The sequence below is a fragment of the Novosphingobium indicum genome, from assembly GCF_014645195.1.
Taxonomy (GTDB): domain Bacteria; phylum Pseudomonadota; class Alphaproteobacteria; order Sphingomonadales; family Sphingomonadaceae; genus Novosphingobium; species Novosphingobium indicum.
Map to the genome: position 1 here is coordinate 1 of NZ_BMLK01000068.1, position 3,179 is coordinate 3,179.

The following is a 3,179-nucleotide window of genomic DNA, read 5'->3' on the forward strand; positions in this document are numbered from 1 at the left end:
GTTGACCCTGACGGTACCGAGCAATTTTAATTGAGACAAGGGGAGCGGGTACCGTCAATCCGTCCGGCGGATGCGAAGGCTACCCACCGATTGTCTTCGAATGTTGTCAGGAATAAATTATTTTTTATCAGCTAGTTGCTTCGCATCCTGGCGTATCACTGGCCCCCTCTGGAGGGCTCAGAATCATTCCCTCTCCACTTAGATACTAGGTATATAGACCCAGCATGTGATGGCGACATGGGCGCGTTCAGCTATGCTCATTTGCGGAGCGACGATCCTCTACCGGTCTTATCACTCGTGTCATTCAAGACGTGACGGCTATCTGGCGGCGACGCTTGTCGAAGCCAGCCTACAACGCCCAGACGCTGAAGTTGCCGTTCGATCAGTCGCTCGATCATGGCGCCATCGGCGCTACGGCACCCGAGCTTATAGCGGAGTACCGTGCGCGTACCGTCCTCGCGTTGCCATTCCAGCGTGATGAGCGACGTATCGGTAGGTTGGTGTTCGCAGCGCCAGTCCCGCACGCTGCCCGTCGGCGGACGCATAGGCAAGATTGCCCGGCTCACCTCCTCGTAGACCTTGCGCGATACGGCCCGCGTGCGCGAACCAAGCAGAGCCGTGTGCTGCATGCCATCGAAGCTGACCAGCCCGCCCGGTGTCACGCTGACACGATAGACAGGACAAAAGCCGTGACAGGGTCCGCGCGAGATAATGAGTTCTTCCTTGGGCCGGGCGGGCTTGGTCCCGGCCGGTGCCATGGTGCACCCGCCCAGTAACGCCGAGATGAGAACCGCGGCCGCCAGGCAAAAGGCAGCCCTTACCATTTGACTGTCACGCTACCGCGCAACGCAAGGTTGACGTCCCCATGGCGCTGATCCGCCGAGAGTTCGCCCCCCATGATGAAGCCGCCCGGACCGCCATAGGCCCTGAGCCGGGCAAACCAGCCGCTGGTCGAACCTTCAGGGGACAAGGTAAAGTGCTCGCCCTGTTCCACATCGCCGGTGCCGAAACGCGCGGTCGTGGCGCCCAGGTTACCGCTCAGCACTTCGCGCCAGCCGCCCTCGGTCTCGATACGCATCCAGTTCTCGTCGCGGGCCCCCATCCCTAGCAGATCGACCCCGATAGTCATGCCGGCGTTGACGCCAAGCTCGTCGCTGGTCCGTGTCTCCACGGTGAGATCAAGCGCATCGTCACCCGTTTCAGCGTAGCCATCCTCCTTTAGCCGGACGTAGTCGAGCGAGACCTGGGGGCGGAAGAAAAAGAACTGGTTGCCACCCTCAGCCGCCGCGCCGGCGGCGAAGCTTACGAATTTGCCGTTCCAGCTACCGTCCATGGTGCGCTTCGTGTCGCCGGTCGAACCGACGCCGGTAAAGGTACGCTCGCTATCGAAATCGGAATGGCCGATCGAGGCGCGGGCGAAGCCCCCAAAGGCGCCCCAGTGACCCCGCCAGTGCGCCGCGCCTTCCACCGAACCCGACTTCACTTCGCTGGCAGCGCCGATGGTATGCCTGTTCCACAAGTAGGATACCGTTGCACCGAAATAGCCCAGGCCCGTCTCGTATTCGCCGCCAAGCGACCAGGAATAGCCGCTCAGGTCATAGGCTGCGGTCTGACCGGTCTTCTTGTCGCTGGCCCAGAACGCGAGATTGACGGTCGCGGCGATCTTGCCATCGGCCTCGATCCGGTTCGGCGGATCCTGCAACTGTCGGGCAAGCGTGCGAACACCCAGGCTGATACCCTCGAACGCGCCGCCAGCATGATCGGGCAGCATCTGGGTGACGGCATCGCGGAACGTGCCGCCGTCGGTGATCGAAAGAAACACATCCTCGACCTTGTCGTCCCTGGTAAGAGCAGCGAAGACCGCATCGTAGGCGCTGGCCTGCGAGCGGTTGAGGCCCAGCTCGGCAACCGAACGGCGCGCGATATCGACAACGATCGTATTGGCAACAGCACTTTCGTCGAGCGAGGCCTTGAACATGAAGGGAACGAGATCGGTGACGGTTTCGAGCTTGTCGAGGCCCTGGATAGCGCCGGCTGTCAGCACCTGATAGCTGCCTTCCGCCGTGGAGACGTCCGCAAGACGGATCGCCAGTTTCGATCCCTCTGCGAAGCTGGCCGTGCCGGAGACGGTATAGGCGCTCCCCTGGCCAGCCGCGGCATCGAGAGTCGCCACCAGCACGCCATCCTTGCCGATGTCGAGCGAGGCGATTTCGGCAGGCTTGCGGACATCAAACGTGCCGCCCGTCACTTTCACCGAAGCTTGCGCGGCATTCAGCAAGCCGCCCGAGAACCTTGAGGCACCCGTCAAAGTCAGTATGTCCGCGCCGCCGCCGAAGTCCAACGTACCGCTATAGCCGGCACTGCCTTCGAGGGTCATCGTGTCGGCGCCGTTACCGAAGGTCACCTTTCCGGTCTGCACGGCATCGCCAGACAACGCCAGCGTGTCGCTGCCGCCCCCGAACGTGACATCACCCGTGAGACTGCCGTCGGCGATGGACAGCAGATCATCGCCGCTCCCGAAGCGGATGTCCCCGGTGGTCGCCGGCGCGGCGAATCCCGCGCCCACCTGGGTCTGACGCACCGTCGCACCCTGGTTTCCGGCCGAAAGGTCGATGGCCACGTTGCGCCCCGAGCCATCCTGTGCCCCGCTCGCGGCAATGGTGCCGCTGTTTTCGACGAGCGTAACCGTGCCGCTTTCATCGAGGATGGCCGTTGCCGTGCCAGCCTTGCCGGCAGCGGCCTTGATCGAGCCGCTGTTGCGGATCGCAGGCAGGCTGGCCCCGGCCGTCACATGGACGGCAGTGGCCATGGCCGAAGCGGCATCGCCGCCGGTCGCCGCGATGGAACCCGCGTTCTTGAGTTCGGGCGTCGTCGCGCCGACGCCGATTCGCACGGCTGTTGCGCTTGCGCCGTTGGAGGCAGCCGTGATCGAACCGCGAACGCCGATACCGTTGGCTATGGTGACGGCACCGCCGCGACCGCCAATGGCCAGCCCGGTCGCATCAACGCCGGAATAGAGCCCGCGCCCTTCGATCGTACCGTCGATCTGCAAGCCGTAACCGTTCGCTGTACCGGCCACCGGACCAACGGTGACAGCATGATCCGTAGCGCCAATGACCATCGCCGGTGCCGCGCCGTAGGACACAACCTTGGCCGATCCTTCGTCCTTGTCGGGAATG

General features: G+C 63.4%; 2 protein-coding genes. Both read right to left on the minus strand.

The window, feature by feature from the left end; all coding sequences use genetic code 11:
- Positions 1 to 257: 257 nt before the first annotated feature.
- Positions 258 to 758, minus strand: coding sequence for a DUF6438 domain-containing protein (locus IEX64_RS23945; protein ID WP_188823949.1), 501 nt, complete (start codon positions 756 to 758; stop codon positions 258 to 260).
- A 59-nt stretch (positions 759 to 817) separates the two neighbouring features.
- On the minus strand, positions 818 to 3,179 hold a 2,362-nt coding region (locus IEX64_RS23950; RefSeq protein WP_188823952.1), incomplete at its 5' end, for an autotransporter outer membrane beta-barrel domain-containing protein.